Genomic DNA, 19,813 nt, shown 5'->3' with positions numbered 1-19,813 from the left:
ACTAGGCGTCCCCGCCGACGGGCCCGCGGGCGGATGTGCGGCCATTGTTACGGATGAGCCTCTTTTTCTGCGACACAGGCGATCCGGGTTTCGTGTTCGGCCCTTGCTGTGCGACGATGAACCCGCTCGCGACACGTACCGGTCGCTGGAGCACGCGGCAGGCAGGGTCGACAACCGGCAGGGACACCGGCATGCCTAGACCAGCATGGTCGACCCTGCCTGCCCACCAACGTCCCAGGGTACGGGGTCTGCGGTCCGACATCGTTCGGGGGGCCGGGACGCTACCGGGAACCGAGCCAGCGGTCAGCCTGACGACGGTGCTCGGCCTGCTTGTCCTCGTCCATCCCGTCCCACATGCGGGTCATCATGCGTGAGCGGAAGTTCGCCTCGAAAACCTCCCGGTGGTCGGCCACGAAGCTCCAGTAGAGCCCGTCCCAGGAGGCGGTCCACTCGCCGGAGCCGAAGTCGGACATCTTGCGCAGGTAGTTGCTCCCGGAGACGTAGGGCTTGGTGGTGATCGCCTCGCCGGCAGCGAACTGGCTCATGCCGTAGACGTTCGGCACCATCACCCAGTCGTAGGCGTCGATGAACATCTCCATGAACCACTCGTAGACGGCGGTCGGATCGGTCCGCAGCAGGCACATGAGGTTGCCGAAGACCATGAGCCTCTCGATGTGGTGCGCGTACGCCGTCTGCTCCACCGAGCGCAGGACGTGGTCCACCGGGGGCAGGCCCACGTCGGTGTGCCACCACCCTGGCGCCAGCGAGCGAGAGTGCTCCAGCGCGTTGGACGTGCGCATCTGCGCGCCCCACAGGACGTAGGTGGCGCGCATGTACTCCCGCCAGCCGATGACCTGACGCACGAACCCTTCGAGCGAGGCCAAGGCGATGTCCTGCTCCTCCGCGGCGGCCAGCGCCTGGTCCACCACCGAGCGAGGGTCGACCAGCCCGATGTTGAGCCCGGGGGTGAGGACGGCGTGGAAGACGAACCGGTGCTCGGTGCTCATGGCGTCCTCGTACGGGCCGAACTCGGCGAACCGCTCGTCGAGGAACTGCCCGAATGCCTCTTCTGCCTCCTCGTGGCAGGTCGGCCAGGCGAAGGCGTCGGGCTCGCCAGGAGCATCCGGGAACTCCTGCTTCACCCAGGCGATCGCGTCGGTGACCTCCTGCGCGCGTCCGGGGAGGCTCACCGCCGGCACAGGGTGCTCCTTCGGCAGCTTCTTGCGGTTCTCGGTGTCGAACGACCACTGACCGCCGACCGGCTGGTCCCCGTCGACAAGGATACCGAGGCGCTGGCGCTGCCAGGAGTAAAAGTGCTGCATGCGCGCCGAGTTCTCGGCGAACCACTGGCGCAGCTCGGCCCGGGTGGTGAGGAAGTTCGGCGACTCCAGCACGTCCTCGCCGACGGTGAACTCCAAGCGCGTGGTCGTGCGTCGCCGCAGCCGATCGAGGATCGCGCGAGTCCGCCGGGAGAGCCAGTCGTCGACCGGGTCGAACAGCGTGACCCGCTGCGGATCCAGCTCGGCCACCAGCTCCTGCCACCGCTGGCCACTTGAGCGCTCCGCGTCGCTCTCGACGACGTGGACGCCGAAGCCCGCGTCCCCGAGCCGAGCCGCGAAACGCCGCATGGAGGCGCGGTGCAGGATGAGCTTCTGGGCGTGGAAGGAGTACTGCCGGAAGAACAGGTCGTCCTCGACCAGCACGAACACCGTGCCCCGGGGCGCCTCGAGGTGCTCGAGGAAGAGCTGATGCGGGAACACCAGCCGCACGTGACCGGCAGGCGACATCAGCGCCTCACCACCCGCGCGTCCCGGGCGCTCCCTTGAACGGACCGGCGACGCGGGAGGTGATCCACCCGCCGTAGAACGAGCCGTCCTGAGGCTGGACGCGCTCGCCGTCGACGTAGCAGGCGTCTACGGCTCCCGACATCACCGCGACATGGCCACGTAGCGCCTCGAAGCCGGGCGTCGTCCGGGGGTAGTGCCAGGCGGCTCGGGCGGCGACCCGCTCCGAGCCGGCAGCGCGCTCGGCCGGCCCGACCGTCCTACCGTCACCGGACTCGATGACCACGAGGTCGAAGTAGTGCGCGACGCCTTTGAACTCACAGAACGTCGTACCCGGAACCGCACGAAGCACCCCCGGGGAGAACGCCTGTGCCGGGAGGTAGTAGGTCGGTGGATGCGAGGTCTCCCGCACTCGCAGGCTCCTCGAGGTGCTCGCGATGCACCGGCCGGCGTGATGGACCTCGACCAGCTCGGCGCTGGGCACGACGTCGGGCGGGCGTGGGTAGTCCCACACCGACTCCGGGGGCGGCACTGGCTGCTCAGCCACGAGGTCCCTCCACATCTGCGGCGCTCAAGGGGTCCCATGATCGACGTCGGCACCGGGGAGTACCGTCGGACCCACCACCATACGTCGACCCGGAGAGGGAGCAGACAGGGCCATGGCCGAGATCACCTACACCGTGCCGGGGTTGGACCACGAGCAGAGCGGCACCGTCGTCGGCCTCCTGCAGAACCGCTTGTCGGCCTACAACGACCTGCACCTGACCCTGAAGCACGTGCACTGGAACGTGGTCGGCCCGCACTTCATCGCCGTCCACGAGATGCTCGACCCCCAGGTCGATCTGGTGCGCGGCTACGCCGACGAGGTGGCCGAACGCATCGCCACGATGGGTGGCTCACCGCAGGGCACCACCGGAGCCATCGAAGCCGACCGTACCTGGGACGACTACTCGATCGGGCGGGACGGTGTGCTGGCCCACCTGGCCGCGCTGGACCTGGTCTACGTCGGTCTGCTCACCGACCACCGCAAGGCCATCGCCCTCCTCGGCGACCTGGATCCGGTCACCGAGGACATCCTGATCGGCCACACCGCGGAGCTGGAGAAGTTCCAGTGGTTCATCCGCGCCCATCTGGAGGACATCGGGGGTCAGCTGACGCACGCGGGTGCGACCTCCGAGGCCAACGCCGCCGCGGACGCTCGCTAGGGCACCCCGATGACCGCGCCGCCACCGGGACAGGAGCCCGACACCGAGCAGGACATGCTGCCCGACCGGCCGAGCAACAGCCCCAAGGAGCTTCTGCGGTTTCTGCGCGCCGCGCTGGTCACGCCCGTCCCCCGGGACCACTCGCAGACCGACGCCCAGTTCCGCCGGCGGCGGATCGTGGTCCTCTGCACGCTGTTCGCGGGCTCGTTCCTCTTGGGCTACGGGCTGACCCGGGAGCCGGGTGACATCAGCTTCTACATCGCCACGGCGGCCCTGGCCGGCGTCTGGACGGTGGGGGCGTTCGCCTCCGGCCCGCTGCACCTGGGGTGGGCCCACACGCGAATGGGCGAACGGCACGCTCGCCCGGTGCTCCAGCCGTTCCTGCTCGGCGTCTTCGCCGTCACCGTCTTCTGCCTGGGAGCGGTGATCGTCGCCCAGTTCGCCTTTCTGCGCGATCCGGTGAACGACGTCCTCGACTACGCTCGCGCCGCCCCGATCGCCCTCGTGGCCAGCATCACCCTGATCAACGGGCTGGCCGAGGAGCTGTTCTTCCGCGGGGCCGCCTTCGCGGCGATCGGGCGCAAACACCCGGTGGAGATCTCCACCGCCCTCTACGGCCTGGTGACCATCAGCACTGGCAACCTCATGCTGGTCTTCGCCGCCGTCGTCCTCGGCACGATGGTAGGGCTCCAGCGACGCGTCACCGGCGGGGTTCTCGGCCCGATCATCACCCACCTGGTGTGGTCGATGTCCATGTTGTTCATTCTGCCGCCGTTGCTGATGGCCCTCACCCCGATGTCATGAACCACCAACCAAGGAGCCTCTGTGGCTGAACGACGCGCTCTCGTGACCGGTGCCACCGGGTACATCGGATCCCGACTGGTCCCCGCCCTGCTGGCGCAGGGGTGGACCGTGCGGGTCCTGACCCGGACCGCCGAGAAGGTCGAGTCCCGACCATGGCACGACGAGGTCGAGATCTCCGAAGGGAACGCCGACGACGAGGAGGATCTGCGCTCGGCGATGTCCGGGGTGGAGGTCGCGTACTACCTCATCCACTCGATGGACGGCTCCGGCGACTTCGTCGAGCGCGACCGCAACCTGGCGAAGTCCTTCGCGCAATGCGCCGAGACCCAGGGGGTGCGGCGCATTGTGTACCTCAGCGGCCTCTACCCACCCGGGGAGAAGCTCTCCACCCACTTGGGCTCCCGCAAGGAGGTCGAGGACGTCTTCCTCGACTCCGCGGTGCCCACCGCCGTGCTCCGCGCGGCGGTCATCCTCGGAGCGGGCTCGGCCTCGTTCGAGATGCTGCGCCACCTCACCGACCGCTTGCCCATCATGATCGCCCCGAAATGGCTCTCGACGCGGATCCAGCCGATCGCCATCCAGGACGTGCTGCGCTACCTGGTCAAGGCAGCAGAGCTCCCGAGCGAGGTGAACCGCGGATTCGACATCGGTGCGAACGAGGTGCTGACCTACAAGGACATGATCGACCGGTACGCCGCCGTCTCCCGGCTGGCCAAGCGGCGGGTCCGCACGCTGCCGGTGATGACGCCCGGCCTGGCCAGCCACTGGATCGGCCTGGTCACCCCGGTCCCCTCCGGCATCGCCAAGCCCCTCGTGGGCTCGCTGGTGCACGAGGTCATCTGCAAGGAGCACGACATCGCCACCTACATCCCTGATCCCGAGGGAGGGTTCGTCAGCTTCGACGAAGCGATCAGGCGCGCGCTCGACGGCCCTCAGCCGATCGCGCTACGGCCCGACGTCGACGCCGAGAACCCGGGCCGCATCAGCGCCGCCGACCCGCAGTGGGCGGGGATGACCGTCTTCATCGACGAGCATCGCTCCACCGTCGACGCCTCCCCCGAACAGGTCTGGAGCCAGATCGAGCAGCTCGGCGGTGAGCACGGCTGGCACGTCCCGGACTTCCTGTGGCGCGTGCGTGGCCTCATGGACCGAGCCGCGGGGGGCCAGGGCCACGTCGCCCGCCGCGAGCCAGGGCCGCTGCACGAGGGAATGAAGGTCGACTCGTGGGTGGTGGAGCTGGTGCGGCCCGGGGAGAGCGTGTGGCTGCGCTCGCGGATGAAGGCCCCCGGAGTGGCGCGGATGATCCTGTCGGTCGAGTCCGGCTCCCGGCCCCAGCAGTCGGTGCTCACTCAGCAGGCCGAGTTCACCCCCGCCGGGCTTCCCGGCCTGACCTACTGGGGCGGACTGTGGGCGGGGCACAAGCCGACGTTCGCCGCCATGCACCGCGGGCTGGTCAGGGCCGCTGAGGATGCCGCCGCAGGTAGCCTTGCGCGGCCCGCTTCCCACTGACCATCGCCCCCTGGATCGACGCGGTGTCGCGGTGGTCTCCGCAGACGATCACCCGCTCGCTGATCTGCAGCGGCTTCCTCGTGGCCAGGGGCGGTGGCTGGGCCGGCAGAGCATGCCGCACCTCGTGGCGATGCACGTGCTGCCACCGGTCCGTCGCCACGCCGTACAGCTCGCCCGCGTGCCGCAGCACATCGGTGAGAGGGAGCGAGCGGGATCCGGCGGGCAGCAGGACCGACGTCTGCACCAGCGGCCGTCCGGCGGGGGCGTAGGACGGAGCCCCCGCGCTGATGACCGCGGTGTTCTTGATCGGTCCGGCTGCGGTGCGTCCGTCCACGATCAGCATCGGCAGGTGGCTCGGCGCCTCGTCCATGGTGAACCAGTCGGTGACGACGCCCTTGCTCACCGGTACCGGGACGCCGACAAGCTCCTCGGCGACCGGGGCGGACGTCGCCACCACCACGAGGTCGGCCTGCGCCGTGCTGCCCTCCACCGCGACGGCGGCCCCGGAGCCCAGGTCACGCACCTGGTCGACCCGGGCCCCGGTCCGGACCGGCCGGGCGAGACCGTCGGCCAGCTGCTGAGGCAGGGCCTGCATCCCGCGTCGGGGAAGGCCGGGCGAGCCCAGGGCGAACATACGCAGCAGGAGTCGGATGAAGGAGTTCGAGGTGCTGCCGTCGTCCTCCAGCACCGTTCCGGACAGGAATCCGTCGACGACGCGACGCAACGGGCCGGTCAGGCCCGCACGGTCCATCGCGGCTCCCCGTCGCAGATCCCGGCCACGGGTCAGGTTCGCGACCGGCCCCAGGCTGGGGCCCGCCCAGCGCGCCAGCGCGAGAAGCTCTGCGGGGGCCAGATAGCCGCTGGTCACGGTGTCGCGCAGGTGCCCCGGCTCGCGTAGCGGGTCCGCCAGCACGACGCGACGACCGTCCTCCCGCAGCACCCCCACGCCTGCGCCGAGGGTCTGCATGCCGAGTGCGGTCAGGTCGATGTGCTCCTGGACCGCCGGGTAGGCGGGGTTGAGCACCTGGAAGCCACGGTCCATCAGGAAGCCGTCGACCTCGTCGGTGGTGATTCTGCCCCCGACATCCGGGGCGGCTTCGAGTACCTGCACCTCCACCCCGGCCGACTCGAGCACGGTGGCACACATGAGCCCGGACATACCGGCGCCGACCACGATGACCTGGGCGTCGAAGCCCCCTCGGGCGTGGTCGGTGTGCGAGGGCCGCACCACCTCCTGGCTCATCAGGAGGCCTCTTGCTCCGCGGCGCCCGGTGCGATCTCGGCGGCTCGGGTGCGTTCGAGCCCGGCCATCGCCCACCGCACGGTGGAGGTCCCGACCTGACCCAGCGGGTGCGCCACCCAGCGGGCCACGACCTCGGGCAGAGGCAGGCCCAGCATCTCGCGCGCCCACACGGGCAGCAGAGCCACTCCGCCCGCGGCCAGAGCGCCATAGCCCGGCCGGGCGGCCCACGGCAGGGGCGGGGAGAGAAGCAGGAACCGCGCCGCCTCGCGCGCGGCGGGCGTGGTCTCCATCTCGGGACGGAACGACTCCAGCTCGGCTCGCAGCTCCGCGACGGTCTGGGGCGGCTCGACCACACCGAGCCGGCGTGCGGACACCGCGGCCTGCCGGACGTAGGTGTCAGCCTCGGCGTCGGTCAGCGGCGCGGCGGCGTAGGCCTGAAAGCCCCGCAGAAAGGCGTCGATCTCCGCGATGTGCACCCACATGAGCAGGTGCGGGTCGCTCGCGCGGTAGGGCCGCCCGTGAGCGTCACGGCCACGCACCCGCGCGTGGATGCTGCGGACGTGGGCGATCATCTCCTCGGCATCGGTCACGGTCCCGAAAGTCGTGGTGGCCAGGTAGTTGCTGGTGCGTTGCAACCGTCCCCACGGGTCGCCCTTGTAGCCGCTGTGGCCGGCCACTCCCGCCATCGCCATCGGGTGCAGCATCTGCATGAGCAGGGCGGTGACCCCGGCGGGGAACATGGCGGCATCGGCATGCACTCGCCAGACCGGGTCCTCGCGGGTGAACCAGCGCTCGCCCTCCGCTCCCCAGATGCGCTGGGCCCGATGGGGGGCATCCTCGCCGGCCACCTTGGCCCGCAAAGCCTGACCGATCATGACCTGGACCGATCCGCTGGCCCGTCGCACCTGATGGCGCATGGCATCGGTCACCACGATCGAGCTCCTTCATCTCTGTGCCGGGCGGACCTCGTCGTGCTCATCGTCGGCGTCCCGGACGGCTTCTTCGGTGTGCTTGCCCCGCCGCAGCCGTCGAGGCCAGTAGAAGGTCTCGCCCAGGGTCAGCACGATGGCCGGCACCAACACCGTCCTGACCACCAGGGTATCGATGAGCACCCCGACGAAGATGACCACCCCCAGCTGAGCCAGCACCACCAGCGGGAGGACGCCCAGTGCGGCGAAGACGGCGGCCAGCAGGATGCCCGCACTGGTGATGACCCCGCCGGTGGCCGCCAGCCCGCGGAGGATCCCGTCCCGGGCGCCGACTACGGCACTCTCCTCGAGCGCACGGGTAATGAGGAAGATGTTGTAGTCGACGCCCAGCGCCACCAGGAACAGGAACGCCAGCAGCGGGACCCCGGAGTCGAGCCCGCTGAAGCCGAAGACGGTGGTGAAGAGCAGCCAGGAGATGCCCAGGGCGGACAGGTAGGTCAACAGCACGGTCGACACGAGGATGACCGGGGCGAGGAACGAGCGCAGCAGCCCGAACAAGGCCACCAACACGAGACCGAGGATCAGCGGAAGGATGAGCACCCGGTCGCGCGCCGTTCCCTCGTCGGTGTCGAGCGCCTCGGCATCGGCGCCGGTCACGTACGTCCGCGGCTGGTCCTCCAGTGCGCTGCGCAGGTCCTTCACCGCCTGCTCACCCCCGCTGGTGCTCGGTGCCACGGAGAGCACGGCCTGGAAGGTCGTGATCCCTGCCTCCTGTTGGCCCGGACGCACCGACTCCACCACGTCGACGCTCTCGACCGCGCTCTGGATCTGGCCCAGCCGTTGCTCGTCGGTCGTGTCGGTGACGATGGTCGTGGGGTCTGCGCTCCCCGCCGGAAACGACTCCCCCAGACGCTCGGCGGCGCTGATGGCCTCGGGCTCCTGGAGGAACTGTTCGTTCGTGGGCAGCCCGAGGTCGATCCGCGTGGCGCCGGCAGCCGCCAGGGCCAGCACCACCACCGTCGCGGCGATGAACAGGGGCGGGCGCTTGTCGACGGCGTTGCCGACCCGCTTCCAGATGGAGGTGCCGTCGGCCAGGGCGGCCTGCCCCACCCGGGGCACGAGCGGCCAGAACACCCACCGACCGAACTGGACCAGCACGGCCGGCAGTAGGACCAGCGCGAACCCGGCCGCGATCACGATGCCGACCGCACACGCCAGGCCCAGACCCCGCGTGGTGGGGAAGACTGACAACAGCAGGGTCAGCAGACCGAGGAACACGGTCGATGAGCTGGCGAAGACCGCTTCGGAGGTGCGTCGAAGCGCCAAGGCCATGGCCTCGTGCCGGCTCTCGTGCCGCTTGAGCTCGTCGCGGTACCGCGAGATGAGCAGCAGCGCATAGTCGGTGCCGGCCCCGAAGACGAGGACGGACAGGATGCCCGTGGTCGACTCGTCCCACGGCACACCCGCGACCTCGAGCACACGGGTGGCCGCGGTGGAGGCGAACACGTCGCCCAGGCCGATGACCGTCAGCGGAATCAGCCACAGGGTGGGGCTGCGGTAGGTGACGAGCAGCAGAACGGCCACCACGGAGGCCGTGGTGAGCAGGAGCGTGAAGTTCGCGCCCTCGAAGACGGCAGCGAGGTCGGCCTCGATCGCGGCGGGTCCGGTCACCGCGGCGGTCACCGCCTCCGGGGCCTCCTCGTCGAGGGTGTCGCGCAGGGCGGTGACCTCGGCGGAGGTGTCCGTGGCAGTGGCCGAGGGCACGGTGAGCACCGCGATCGCGGCGGTGCCGTCGTCCGACGGGACGACCTGGGCGGAGGGGTACTCCTCTCCCTGCGTGGTCGTCAGGCTGTCGACGACCTGCTGCAGCGTTCCGAGCCGGGCGGTGATGTCCTCGTCCTGGACCGTGAACAGTGCGATGGCGGTGGTGGTGTCGTCGGCCGGCAGCTGGTCGAGGAGCTCCACCCCCTCGGTGTTGCCGTAGCCCTGCGCCAGGGTGTCGGTCGGCGACGGTGACCGCTCGCCGGGACCGACCCCGACCAGGACGCCGACCGCCAACAGGATCGCCACCACCGCGACGACGCGCGACGAGACGCGGGAGGTGATCGTGTCGGCGAGCTTCAGCACGGCAGAATATTACGACAATCGAAAGAGTTCGTTGGGTGGGCGAACGGCACGACGATGGCCTGCCCCGACCCGCGCCGGGGACCGGTCACCCGTGCTTGTGTGAGTCAGCCCTGCGCACCAGGCTCCACGCCAGGGGGAAGACCACGGCCGCGATACCGGCCTTGACCACGCCGCCGAGGATGAACGGGGTGAACCCGTACTCCAGGACCAGGGCCGGGTCGCTGGTCCCGGTCACCATGGCCAGGTAAGGCAGGCCGAACAGGAAGGGCACCAGGGAGGCGAGAAGAAACCCGGCCATCGCCAGCACCGGACGGCGGTCCCAGGTGCGCTCGGCCAGCCAGCCGACCAGGGCGGCGGCGAAGACGAAGCCGATGATGTAGCCGAAGGACGGCTTGAGCAGCGCCGCCGGCCCCCCGGTGAAGTCGGCGAACCACGGCACCCCGGCGACCCCGGCGACCAGGTAGGTGAACAGCGAGGTCGCGCCACGGCGCATCCCGAGACTGCCACCCACCAGCAGCACCGCCAGGGTCTGACCGGTGATGGGCACCGGGAACATGGGGATGCTCACCTGGGCAAGGGCCCCCACCACGACCGCACCCGTCAGTACCAGCGCGATATCGGTCGTCAGGCTCCGCGAGATCAGCCGGTCGACGAGAACGGAGGGGTGGGCAACGGCTGCGGTACTCACGAGTGCGGCTCCTGAGGGGCGGAGGGTGGGCGGGCCAGAGGGTGCGGCCTTCGCGCGACAGCCTGCCACAGGCTCAGCACGACAGACAGCCTCGCCAAGGAGCGGCGAAGTCAGCTCGGGGGCGTGTCGGCGGCCTTGCCCGAGACCAGCGCGCTGCTGCGCACCAGCCGTGGCGCCGTGACCAAGGCGAGCCCGCCCACCACGTTGGCGAGGGTGACGTACCAGAACCAGGCGAGCCAGCTGCCGTAGGTCACGCCCTCGGCGCCGGAGTGCAGGGCCCCGAAGATGATCACCGAGTCCAGGATCGAGTGGAACAGACCCAGACCGATCAGCAGGAAGGCACCGGCCAGGGATGCCGCCAGGGTAGCCACCTGAGAGGTGCTGCCGGCCTTCATCCGGGTCATGAGAGTGATCGCGCCGCCGCCGAGCAGCGCCAACGCGATGGAGGTCAGGTCAAGCGGGGCGTCCACGAACTCGCGCGACTTCTCGGCGATGGTCGCGTGCAGCTTCGGGAAGGCCAGCACGACGAGCCACATCAACGTCCACCCTCCCGCGAGGTTCGCTACCAGCGTCAGGCCCCACAGACGAGCAAGCTGCAGCATGGAGCCCTGCCCGGCGAAGATGGCGACGATGGGGTAGAAGAATCCTTCGGTGAAGAGCTCTGAGTGCGCGAGGTAGAGCGCGGCGAAACCGATGGCGAAGGCGATCGAACCCAGGAAGGGGCTCTTCGTCACGTCGTAGACGCTGAGGTAGGCCAGGACCCCGAAGCCGATCTCGACCCCACCGAGGAACCCGGTCGTCAGCATGACGCGCAGCGAGCGGTGCAGCCGCTCCCGCCCTTCGGAGACGCTGTGGTCGAACGTCCCCTCCACCTCTGCCTCGACCTCGTCGTCTCCTAGTTTTCCCGGCGCAGCCACGGCGAGAACCTACCCCGATCACTCCGGGCCGGCCTGGCGGGGGCCCTGAGGGCCACGCGCTCGGGGACATTGGCGCCCACGCCGCGATGGCACCAGACTGAGCCGATGCGCATCGGTATCCTCACCAGCGGCGGCGACTGCCCCGGTCTGAACTCGGTGATCCGCGGGGCGGTGATGAAGGGCGACCGGATCTACGGTCACACTTTCCTCGGCGTCCATGACGGGTGGCGTGGGCTGGTGGAGGACGACATGCGCGACCTGCCCCGTCACGACGTGCGCGGGCTCTCCCGGCAGGGCGGGACGATCCTGGGCACCTCTCGCACCAGCCCCTTCGACCACGGCGGCAGCGACCGGGTCAAGGAGGTCATGGCGAGCCGCGAGATGGACGCGGTGATCGCCATCGGTGGTGAAGGCACCCTCACGGTGGCCAAGCTGCTCCACGAGGACGGCGTCAAGGTCGTCGGTGTGCCCAAGACCATCGACAACGACCTGTCCGCGACCGACTACACCTTCGGGTTCGACACCTCCGTGGCCATCGCAACGGAGTCGATCGACCGGCTGCGCACCACCGCCGAGAGCCACCACCGGTGCATGGTGGTGGAGGTGATGGGCCGCCACGTCGGCTGGATCGCGCTGCACGCAGGCCTTGCGGGCGGGGCGCACGCCATCCTCATCCCCGAGGTGCGGGTCGGCATGGACGAGGTCGTGGGGTGGGTCGAGTCGGCGAAGGACCGGGGCCGGGCCCCGGTCGTCGTCGTGGCCGAGGGCTTCGTGCCCGAGGGAGACACCGAGGCCGTCTCGAGCGGGGGCGTGGACGGGTTCGGCCGACCGCGGCTGGGGGGCGTCGGGCAGTACCTGGCGGCCGAGCTGGAGAAGCGCACCGGGATCGAGAGTCGCTCGATGATGCTCGGCTACCTCCAGCGCGGTGGGGTGCCGACCGCCTTCGACCGCGTGCTGGCCACCCGCTTCGGCGCCGCGGCGGTCGACGCGGTACAACACAGCGAGTGGGGCACGATGGTCTCTCTCGACGGGATCGACGTCAGCACCGTGGCCCTGCACCGGGCGACCCGGCAGCTCAAGACCGTGCCCGAGCACCGCTACGAGGAGGCCTCCATCCTTTTCGGCTGAGGCGGAGGCCGGCCTTGCGCTCGGTTCCCGCTCCCTTGGCTGCGCGCCGACGCAGCATTCCCTCGTCCGAGGGTGTGGCACGCTTTTCGGTATGCCGCACGACACTCTTGCTGTCAGCGCCGCCGACGTCGACGCCGCCGCCGACCGGCTGGCGGGGCGCATCGCGCGCAGCCCGCTGACGTACAGCGAGCGCCTCTCCGCTCAGACCGGAGCCCGCGTGTGGCTCAAGCGTGAGGACCTCCAGCAGGTGCGCTCCTACAAGGGCCGCGGCGCCACCAACTTCATCGCGCAGCTGTCCAAGGACCAGCAGCGCGCGGGTGTGGTGTGCGCCAGCGCAGGCAACCACGCTCAGGGGGTCGCCTTCGCCTGCGCCCAGCTGGGAGTGCCGGCCCGCATCTACCTGCCCCGAACGACGCCGCGACAGAAGCGCGACCGGGTGTCGACGCTCGGCGGCATCGACGTCGAGGTCGTGGTCGGCGGCGACACCTACGACGCGGCCGCGACCGCGGCCAGCGAGTACGCCGAACACTCCGGGATCACGCTGGTGCCGCCGTTCGACCACCCGATGACGATCGCCGGCCAGGGCACCCTGGCTCGGGAGATCACCGAGGACCTCACCGAGCCGGCCGACGTGCTGGTCGTCCCGGTGGGCGGCGGGGGCCTGCTCGCCGGGGCCGCGACGTACGCCCACGAGCGAGCGCCTCATCTGCGGGTGGTCGGAGCCGAGCCCTCCGGCGCAGCGAGCATGACGGCCGCGCTGGCGGCGGACGGCCCGGTGCTGCTCCCCGAGATCGACCCCTTCGTCGACGGTGCGGCGGTGCGCCGCGTCGGCGAGGTGACCTTCTCGCTGGTCCGCGCGGCGGGAGCGAGCATGGTCAGTGTGCCCGAGGGCCGCATCTGTGTGGAGATGCTCGCCCTCTACCAGACCGAAGGCATCGTGGCCGAGCCGGCCGGCGCCTTGGCCGCGGCTGCGTTGGAGCAGGTCGACATCGCGCCGGGCGAGCGCGTCGTCGCCGTGCTCTCAGGGGGCAACAACGACGTGCTGCGCTACGCCGAGGTGATGGAGCGCGCCCTGATCCACGAAGGGCGGAAGCACTACTTCCTGGTCAACTTCCCGCAGGAGCCCGGAGCCCTGCGCAGGTTCCTCGACGAGGTGCTCGGCCCGGACGACGACATCGCCTTGTTCGAGTACGTCAAGCGCAGCAACCGCGAGATCGGCCCGGCGCTCGTGGGCATCGAGCTGGGCTCCCCGGCTGACCTGGGGCCCCTGCTGGCCCGGATGCGGAGCTCGTCCATCACCGTCGAGCAGATCCCGCCGGACAGCCCGATGTTCCGGTTCATCCTCTGACGCGCCCGCGGTCTGCCGAGGCTCCTCACGCGGGGGTGTGTCGGTGGCTGCACCCTCAGGGAGGAGCAGGAGGGCGACGCCCAGCCCACCCCGGGGGCCGACCGGTGCGCCGTGCCCCTCGTCTCCACTATGCTCCTCTCACCCTCACGTTGAGGGCCGTTCAAGCACTGACCCGGGGGGGTGGGGCGTCGTGCCGCGTGCGGTCAGCGCACCTCTGTGGGTGCTCATCTACTTCCTCGTCGCCGTCGCCCCGCTCGTCCTCAGCCTGATCAGCCTCGACCCGGGCCGCGGCTTCTGGGTCAACCTCTCGGTCGCCCTCGGCTTCGTGGGGCTCGCCCTCATGGGGCTCCAGTTCGTCATCGCGGCACGGATCGTCCGGGTCACCGCGCCGTTCGGGTACGACGTCGCGCTCCAGGTGCACCGGAACATGACGCCCCTCATCGCTCTCTGCGTGCTGGCGCACCCGCTGATCCTCTTCGTCTGGGACAGCCGCTTCCTCAGTCTGCTCAATGTCTTCACCGCTCCACTGCGTGCGAAGTTCGCGGTGGCCTCGGTCGCGTTGCTGCTCGTGCTCATCGCCACCTCCCTGTGGCGCGGCAGGTTCGGCCTGTCCTACCAGCTGTGGCAGGTGGTCCACGTCAGCCTGGCCACACTCGTCGTCGTGCTGGGCCTCGCGCACGTCATCCTCATCGGCTACTACATCCGCGAGCCGTGGGAGCGCGCCCTGTGGATGCTCTACACCGCGGCCTTCGTCTGGCTCGTCGTGTGGGTACGCATCGTGCGGCCACTGATCCGCCATCGACTGCGGTGGGTCGTGGTGTCCGTCGCCGAGCAGCCCCTGGGTCACACCGTGCGTATCCGGCCCGAACGTCCGGAGGTGTACGGACCGGGCGGGTTCTCCTTCCGGGCCGGCCAGTTCGCGTGGATCAACGTCGGACGCTCACCGTTCTCCCTCGCGTACCACCCGTTCTCCATCTCTTCCTCGGCGGAGAACCACGAGTGGGTGGAGTTCACGATCAAGGACGTCGGCGAGTTCACCCGGAGTGTGCATCACTTCCAGCCCGGCGACACCGTCTACCTCGACGGCCCGTGGGGAGCATTCACCATGGCCGAGCACGAGGGGCCTGGGTTCGTGTTCGTCGGCGGAGGCGTGGGAATCACTCCCCTGCTCTCGATGCTCGGGACCCTCGCCGACCGCGGGGACCGACGACCCTGCATCGCCGTCATCGGCAACCGCGCCGAGGGCTTCATCGGGCGTACCGAGCTGGAACAGCTCGAGGAGCGGCTCGACCTCACGGTCGTGCACGTCCTGTCGGAAGCATCCGACCGATGGGCCGGACGCCGAGGCCGTGTCGACGTGGGCCTCCTGGACGAGCTGTGTCCCACCGGTGACGTCCGCCACCGGTTCCAGTACTTCCTGTGTGGGCCCGACCCCATGATGGACGCCGTTGAGAGCGCCTTGCAGCAGATCGGCGTGCCCGCAGAACACATCCACTCCGAGCGTTTCGCGATGGTGTGACGTGCGACGGAGTCTGACGAACCGCCTGGTCGCCGTAATGTCGGCGCTGATCCTTCTTCTCTGCGTCGGCTGGGCGGTACTCGTGCAGCGCGCGGTACCCGACGCCTGCTCCTACACCACCCCACCCGCCAAAGCGCAGTACCTGCACTGCGACAAGGACTCCGACTCCGCGCCCTGACCCGCGGGCGTCGACACCGGGTGCACAACCGCGCCGACTACCGGCACCGGCCGCTCACGGCGCGACCATGAGCCAGGCCCCCACGGCAGCGCTGCCCAGGGTCACCATTCCCAGCATCCCTACCCACAGGGCTGCGGGCACCCCGGTCAGTGCCGCCAGCTGGGCCACGTCTGAGGTGGAGTCGCGGTAGCCCCGCCGGGACATCCGGGCGCGATCCGCGGCCAGCTCCAGCACCGAACGTGGCGCCGCCAGCAGCAGCGTGAACACCAACAGCCAGGCCAGCCCCGACAACACCACCGCCGGCATCGTCCAGCTCGCCGCCGCGACCGTGAACCCCGCCACCCCGAGGACACCGAGCCCGTAGAGGTTGCGCACGAAGACCACCAGCAGCGCGGTGAGGGCCACGAGTGCCCAGAGCACGCCGACTGCGTACCCGGCCCCGAGCACTGGCGTCGTGGCGAGGGCAACCAGCGACGGTGCGGGATAGCCGGCCAGCACGGTGGCGACCATGCCCGGGCCGCGCGCTCGACCCCGCGAGACCGTGACCCCGGAGGTGTCGGAGTGCAGGCGAATTCCCGACAGACGCCGGCCCACCAGCAGAGCGACGCCGGCGTGCCCTACCTCGTGCAGCACGGTGACGCCGTGACGGACCACCCGGTAGCCACGCGGGCTGGACACGGCGACCACGGCGAGGATGGCCAGCAGGGCCACCACGAGGGGAGGAGGGGTCGGCTGTGCAGTCGTCGCTCGCGCCCAGATCTCGGCCAGGACCTCACTCACCGGCTGTCCGCGAGCCTCGTCACTGCCGCGTCACCTCCACGGTGAACCCGTGCGACCGCAGCCGGTCAGGCAGTGTCTGCCCGAGAGCGGTCGCCGGAGTGAGCACACCTGCTTGCACCGCCTCTCCAGAGGCCAGCGCGAGCCCGGACTCGCCCAGCATCACCGCCGTGGCGTCGAAGCCGGGGTCGAGCCGCGCGGCGACGCGGCTGCGGTAACGCGCATCCGTCGTGGTCACGGCGTCGACCTCGAACGCGAACCGACCCGCCGCCCGGGTCCGTTCGCTCGGACCCTCGCCCGGGGAGGGCAGCACCCGGTCGGCCAGCCCCCGGGTGACCGGGAACGCCATCACGGCGGCAAGAGCGCCCGTGCCGAGCCCGATGCCCGCGGCCGTGGCCGCGCCCCTCCATCCCGTCGTCGTGTCCGCGACCTCCTCGTAGACCAGCGGGGCCGCACCTTCGGTCAGCGACCACGAACGACGCACGACCCGCGTGTTGTAGGGCGACATGAAGAAGGGGCCGTGCCAGCGCCCGGAGTCCGTGTCCTTGCCGATGGGTCGTGGACCGCGGCCATACGCGGTGCGGGCTTCTGCCAGGGCGTCCGGGTCTCCCACGACCCGTCGCGCGGCGGGGTCGGCGTGCATGGCGGCCACTTGGCCTCGGAGCGTGTCGATGGTGCCCCCGCCCATCCCCCCACGCGCGTCCCGCACGTGCAGGGTGGCCTCGACGAGCCGCCCCTCTCCGTCCTCTCTCGCTGCGTCGGCCGCCAGCAGGACGGCGAGGTCGGACGGCACCGAGTCGAAGCCGCACGACGGCACGATCACCGCGCCGGTGTCCTGCGCCCGGCGATGATGACGCTGGATGACCTTGCGCACGAAGAGCACCTCGCCGGTGAGGTCGGCGTAGTGGGTACCCGCGGCGGCACACGCAGCCACCAGCTCGTGTCCGTAGCGGTCGTACGGGCCCACGGTGGTCGCGACCGCTCGGGTCCGACGCACGAGGTCGGTCACCTGGGACGCGTCCGTGGCGTCCACCGTGACTCTCGGCCAGGAGGCCGCGTGGTCGGGCAGCTGCGCGACGAGCCTGTCGAGCCGGTCACCGGACCGGGCGGCCAGGCCGATGCGCACCCCGGACGGGGCGCTGGCAGCGAGGTAGGCGGCGGTCAGCCGCCCGACGAAGCCGGTCGCTCCGACCAGCACCAGGTCAAGGTCGCGTGAGGTACTCATGCGCTCATCGTGCCGCGTGAGCCTTGGCGACGCCTGAGCAGCCGGTCGTCGGCAGAACCCACCCCTGCTCCATACTGGAGCGGTCAGGCCTGAGGAGGCACGAACATGACCCAGAAGCCGCCCGCGATCGACCACGGGGACCGCGACCTCGACATCGGCACGCCGAAGTCCTGGGCGGCGGGGGTGCCGGGCGTCGTCGCCTCCCTGCGCAACTCGGAGCAGCAGATGGGTGTCACGCGCACGGCGCTGACCCTGACCGCGCTCAACCAGCACCGGGGCTACGACTGCCCGGGGTGCGCCTGGCCCGACCCGCGGGACCGCAGCGTGGCCGAGTTCTGCGAGAACGGCGCCAAGGCGGTGGCCGAGGAAGCCACCAAGCGTCTAGTGACCCCGGAGTTCTTCGCGGCGCACTCGGTGGCCGAGCTGGCCACCCGGACGGACTACTGGCTGGGCCAGCAGGGCCGCATCATGGGCCCCATGGTGCTGCGCGAGGGCGCCTCTCACTACGAGCCGATCACCTGGGACGACGCCTTCGCGCTGCTCGCACAGGCCCTGACCGGCCTCGACGACCCCGACCAGGCCATCTTCTACACCTCGGGACGCACGTCGAACGAGGCTGCCTTCGTCTACCAGCTCTTTGCCCGTGAGCTCGGGACGAACAACCTGCCGGACTGCTCGAACATGTGCCACGAGTCCAGCGGTGCGGCATTGACCCAGACCCTGGGCGAGGGCAAGGGGACGGTGACGCTCGACGACATCGAAACTGCCGATCTGATCCTCATCGCCGGGCAGAACCCAGGCACCAACCACCCGCGGATGCTGTCGTCCCTCGAGCGCGTCAAGCGGTCGGGCGGGCGGATCGTGGCCATCAACCCTCTCGTCGAGGCGGGCCTGCAGCGGTTCAAGAACCCGCAGAAGCCTTCGGGGGTGGTCGGGGCGGGCACGGACCTGGCCGACGAGTACTGCCACATCCGGGTCAACGGCGACCTGGCCTATTTCGCCGCGATCGGAAAGCTGCTCATCGAGGCGGACCGCCGCGGCGAGAACGCTCTGGACCACTCCTTCATCGCCGACTACACCGACGGCTACGACGAGCTGGCGGCGCACTACGACGCACTACAGTGGGACGACCTGCTGGCCGGCGCCGGCGTACCCATGACGCAGCTCGAACGAGTCGTCGCGCAGATCATCAACGCCGAGACCATGATCATCTGCTGGGCGATGGGGCTGACCCAGCACAAGAACTCGGTCGCCACGATCCGCGAGATCGTCAACGTCCTGCTGCTCACCGGCAACCTGGGCAAGGACGGCGCCGGAGCGTGCCCGGTCCGCGGCCACTCCAACGTCCAGGGTGACCGCACCATGGGCATCTGGGAGCAGATGAGCGACGCATGGCTCGACACCCTCGACGAGCGTTTCGGCATCACCTGCCCACGCGAGCACGGCGTGGACGTCGTGGACGGGATCCGCGCCATGCGCGAAGGCTCGATCCGCGTCTTCATGGGTATGGGGGGCAACTTCGTGCGGGCCACCCCGGACACCGAGGTGACCCAGGCGGCGCTGCGCAACCTCGACCTCACCGTGCACGTCTCCACCAAGCTCAACGGCTCGCACGCCGTCACGGGCCGACAGGCGCTGATCCTGCCGACGTTCGGGCGCACCGAGGTCGACAGGACGGGGGGCATCGAGCAGTTCGTCACGGTGGAGGACTCCATGAGCATGGTGCACGCCTCCTACGGTCGGGTCCGCCCGGTGAGCCCGCATCTGCGCTCGGAGACCGACATCGTCTGCTCCCTGGCGCTGGCGTGCTTCCCCGACTCGCCCGTCGGCTGGGCTTCGATGCGCGAGGACTACTCGGTCGTGCGCGACCACATCGCTGCCGTCGTCCCCGGCTGCGAGGACTACGAGGCGCGAGCCACCCAGCGTGACGGGTTCGTGCTGCCGAACCCGGTGCGCGACGAGCGCACCTTCCCCACCGACACCGGCAAGGCCCGGCTGACCGTCAACGAGCAGACCTCGGTCCACGTGCCGGACGGACATCTGCTGTTGCAGACCATGCGCAGCCACGACCAGTACAACACCACGATCTACGGCCTCAACGACCGCTACCGCGGCGTGCACGACGGCCGGCGTGTGGTCTTCGTCCACCCGCAGGACCTTCGCGAGCTGGACCTGCGCGACGGCGCCGTCGTCGACGTCGTCTCGGTCGCCGACGACGGGGAGCGCCGGGCCGAGGCGTTCCGTGTGGTCGCCTACGAGCGGACCGCCCGCGGCTGTGCCGCGGCCTACTTCCCCGAGACCAACGTGCTGGTGCCGTTGGACTCGGTGGCGGACGTGTCCAACACGCCGACTTCCAAGTCTCTGGTCGTGCGGTTGGAAGCGGCCCGCCCATCCGCCCCGGCCAGCTCACCCGAGCAGGACCAGTAGGCGTC

At 70.2% G+C, this 19,813-nt stretch carries 17 protein-coding genes; 8 read left to right on the top strand and 9 right to left on the bottom strand.

Annotation, left to right across the window (positions count from 1 at the left end; all coding sequences use genetic code 11):
* Positions 1 to 281: 281 nt before the first annotated feature.
* Positions 282 to 1,787, bottom strand: coding sequence for a cryptochrome/photolyase family protein (locus VJ976_RS04065; RefSeq protein WP_324098833.1), 1,506 nt, complete (start codon positions 1,785 to 1,787; stop codon positions 282 to 284).
* Positions 1,788 to 1,794: 7 nt separating this feature from the next.
* Positions 1,795 to 2,346, bottom strand: coding sequence for a DUF427 domain-containing protein (locus VJ976_RS04060; RefSeq protein ID WP_324098832.1), 552 nt, complete (start codon positions 2,344 to 2,346; stop codon positions 1,795 to 1,797).
* Positions 2,347 to 2,443: 97 nt separating this feature from the next.
* On the opposite strand from VJ976_RS04060, the gene VJ976_RS04055 reads away from it, so the two are divergent.
* The 3 genes from VJ976_RS04055 to VJ976_RS04045 are packed head-to-tail and all read left to right on the top strand — an operon-like array spanning position 2,444 to position 5,302.
* The gene (locus VJ976_RS04055; protein ID WP_324098831.1) at positions 2,444 to 2,989 is read left to right on the top strand and encodes a DNA starvation/stationary phase protection protein; all 546 of its coding nucleotides are present in this window, start codon (positions 2,444 to 2,446) and stop codon (positions 2,987 to 2,989) included.
* 9 nt (positions 2,990 to 2,998) lie between these two features.
* Positions 2,999 to 3,793: a type II CAAX endopeptidase family protein gene (locus tag VJ976_RS04050; RefSeq protein WP_324098830.1), complete on the top strand. Its 795-nt coding sequence runs from the start codon at positions 2,999 to 3,001 to the stop codon at positions 3,791 to 3,793.
* 21 nt (positions 3,794 to 3,814) lie between these two features.
* Positions 3,815 to 5,302 carry a DUF2867 domain-containing protein gene (locus tag VJ976_RS04045; RefSeq protein WP_324098829.1) on the top strand — a complete coding sequence of 496 codons (1,488 nt, stop codon included), beginning with the start codon at positions 3,815 to 3,817 and terminating at the stop codon, positions 5,300 to 5,302.
* Here the strand turns inward: VJ976_RS04045 and VJ976_RS04040 are convergent.
* From VJ976_RS04040 to VJ976_RS04020, 5 genes are all read right to left on the bottom strand, one after another.
* Positions 5,247 to 6,545 (bottom strand): NAD(P)/FAD-dependent oxidoreductase, encoded by a 1,299-nt coding sequence (locus VJ976_RS04040; protein WP_324098828.1) that lies wholly within the window; start codon positions 6,543 to 6,545, stop codon positions 5,247 to 5,249. The two genes, VJ976_RS04045 and VJ976_RS04040, sit on opposite strands and share 56 nt — an antisense overlap.
* Complete coding sequence (locus VJ976_RS04035; RefSeq protein ID WP_324098827.1) at positions 6,545 to 7,477, bottom strand: oxygenase MpaB family protein; 933 nt, start codon at positions 7,475 to 7,477, stop codon at positions 6,545 to 6,547. Before VJ976_RS04035 ends, VJ976_RS04040 begins: the two co-directional genes overlap by 1 nt.
* 12 nt (positions 7,478 to 7,489) lie before the next feature.
* Complete coding sequence (locus VJ976_RS04030) at positions 7,490 to 9,601, bottom strand: MMPL family transporter (protein WP_324098826.1); 2,112 nt, start codon at positions 9,599 to 9,601, stop codon at positions 7,490 to 7,492.
* Between the two features lie 85 nt (positions 9,602 to 9,686).
* A complete protein-coding gene (locus VJ976_RS04025; RefSeq protein WP_324098825.1) occupies positions 9,687 to 10,289 on the bottom strand; it encodes a biotin transporter BioY in 603 nt (200 codons plus the stop codon).
* Between the two features lie 110 nt (positions 10,290 to 10,399).
* The gene (locus VJ976_RS04020; protein WP_324098824.1) at positions 10,400 to 11,206 is read right to left on the bottom strand and encodes a formate/nitrite transporter family protein; all 807 of its coding nucleotides are present in this window, start codon (positions 11,204 to 11,206) and stop codon (positions 10,400 to 10,402) included.
* Between the two features lie 105 nt (positions 11,207 to 11,311).
* On the opposite strand from VJ976_RS04020, the gene VJ976_RS04015 reads away from it, so the two are divergent.
* The 4 genes from VJ976_RS04015 to VJ976_RS04000 all read left to right on the top strand — a co-directional run bounded on the left by VJ976_RS04015 (position 11,312) and on the right by VJ976_RS04000 (position 15,379).
* On the top strand, positions 11,312 to 12,334 hold the full coding sequence (locus VJ976_RS04015) for an ATP-dependent 6-phosphofructokinase (protein ID WP_324098823.1): 1,023 nt from the start codon (positions 11,312 to 11,314) through the stop codon (positions 12,332 to 12,334).
* Between the two features lie 91 nt (positions 12,335 to 12,425).
* Positions 12,426 to 13,682: a threonine ammonia-lyase IlvA gene (gene ilvA, locus VJ976_RS04010; protein ID WP_324098822.1), complete on the top strand. Its 1,257-nt coding sequence runs from the start codon at positions 12,426 to 12,428 to the stop codon at positions 13,680 to 13,682.
* Positions 13,683 to 13,872: 190 nt separating this feature from the next.
* Positions 13,873 to 15,201: a ferredoxin reductase family protein gene (locus VJ976_RS04005; RefSeq protein ID WP_324098821.1), complete on the top strand. Its 1,329-nt coding sequence runs from the start codon at positions 13,873 to 13,875 to the stop codon at positions 15,199 to 15,201.
* A 1-nt stretch (position 15,202) separates the two neighbouring features.
* The gene (locus VJ976_RS04000; RefSeq protein ID WP_324098820.1) at positions 15,203 to 15,379 is read left to right on the top strand and encodes a hypothetical protein; all 177 of its coding nucleotides are present in this window, start codon (positions 15,203 to 15,205) and stop codon (positions 15,377 to 15,379) included.
* 54 nt (positions 15,380 to 15,433) lie between these two features.
* Here VJ976_RS04000 and VJ976_RS03995 read toward each other — a convergent pair whose 3' ends face one another.
* Complete coding sequence (locus VJ976_RS03995) at positions 15,434 to 16,159, bottom strand: M50 family metallopeptidase (RefSeq protein ID WP_324098819.1); 726 nt, start codon at positions 16,157 to 16,159, stop codon at positions 15,434 to 15,436.
* A 19-nt stretch (positions 16,160 to 16,178) separates the two neighbouring features.
* On the bottom strand, positions 16,179 to 17,381 hold the full coding sequence (locus VJ976_RS03990; RefSeq protein ID WP_324098818.1) for a saccharopine dehydrogenase family protein: 1,203 nt from the start codon (positions 17,379 to 17,381) through the stop codon (positions 16,179 to 16,181).
* Between the two features lie 105 nt (positions 17,382 to 17,486).
* Between VJ976_RS03990 and VJ976_RS03985 the strand changes: the two genes are divergently transcribed.
* The gene (locus tag VJ976_RS03985; RefSeq protein ID WP_324098817.1) at positions 17,487 to 19,808 is read left to right on the top strand and encodes an FdhF/YdeP family oxidoreductase; all 2,322 of its coding nucleotides are present in this window, start codon (positions 17,487 to 17,489) and stop codon (positions 19,806 to 19,808) included.
* Positions 19,809 to 19,813 lie beyond the last annotated feature (5 nt).

Origin of the sequence: Ornithinimicrobium sp., assembly GCF_035267225.1 — a bacterium.
Classification (GTDB): Bacteria; Actinomycetota; Actinomycetes; order Actinomycetales; family Dermatophilaceae; genus Ornithinicoccus.
Note: the sequence above shows the minus strand (reverse complement) of the source record. Positions and strands in the feature narration are given on the sequence as shown.